Origin of the sequence: Variovorax glucosi (assembly GCF_051216695.1) — a bacterium.
GTDB lineage: Bacteria > Pseudomonadota > Gammaproteobacteria > Burkholderiales > Burkholderiaceae_C > Variovorax.
The window spans coordinates 1-1050 of the sequence record NZ_JBPJZE010000380.1 but is presented as its reverse complement, the minus strand read 5'-3'; the positions used below and the strand labels follow the sequence as shown (position 1 = coordinate 1050).

The window sequence follows — 1050 nt, the reverse complement described above, 5'->3', positions numbered from 1 at the left end:
GGCTTCGGCGATCACGGTCGGCTCGAAGAACTGGCCCTTGATCTTGTGCCCGCCGGCCAGCACCTTGCCACCCTTTGCCACTGCATCGTCGACGTGGCGCTGCACCTTGTCGACGGCGGCGTTCTCGATCAATGGGCCCTGCATCACGCCGTCTTCAAAACCGTTGCCGACCTTGAGTGCCTTGACCTTGGCGGCGAACCTCGCGACGAAGGCGTCGTACACACCGTCCTGAACGTAGAGGCGGTTGGCGCACACGCAGGTCTGCCCGGCGTTGCGGTACTTGCTCGCGATGGCGCCTTCGACAGCCGAATCCACATCCGCGTCGTCGAACACCAGGAAGGGTGCGTTGCCGCCTAGCTCCAGCGACAGCTTCTTCACCGTCGGTGCGCACTGGCTCATCAGGATGCGGCCCACTTCGGTCGAACCCGTGAAGCTCAGGTGGCGCACGACGTCGCTCTCGCACAGCTCCTTGCCGATCGCGATGCTGTTCTGGCTGTCGGCCGTGAGCACGTTGAGCACGCCCGCCGGAATGCCGGCCCGCACCGCCAGCTCCGCTGCAGCAAGCGCGGTCAGCGGCGTGAGTTCGGCCGGCTTGATGACAACAGTGCAGCCCGCGGCCAGCGCCGGCGCCACCTTGCGGGTGATCATGGCGAGCGGAAAATTCCACGGCGTGATCGCCGCGCACACGCCGATGGGCTGCTTCATCACCAGCAGGCGGCGGTTGTTGTCGAACTGCGGCAGCACCTCGCCATTCACACGCTTGGCTCCCTCGGCAAACCACTCGATGAAGCTCGCGCCGTAGGCAACCTCGCCCTTGGCCTCGGCAAAGGGCTTGCCCTGCTCGGCGGTCATCAGGCGGCCGAGGTCTTCGGTGTTGGCGATCAGCAGGTCGAACCATTTGCGCAGCACGATGCTGCGCTCCTTGCCGGTCTTGCCGCGCCAGGCGGCGAGCGCCTTGTTGGCGGCGGCGATGGCGTGCGCGGCGTCCGCACGCGTGAGGTTGGCGACGTCGACCAGCTTCAGGCCGGTGGCCGGGTCGTTTACGTCGAA

General features: G+C 66.4%; 1 protein-coding gene. It reads right to left on the bottom strand.

Annotated elements, in window-relative coordinates:
- On the bottom strand, positions 1-1050 hold a 1050-nt coding region (locus ACSFA3_RS25840), incomplete at both ends, for an aldehyde dehydrogenase family protein (RefSeq protein WP_435508163.1).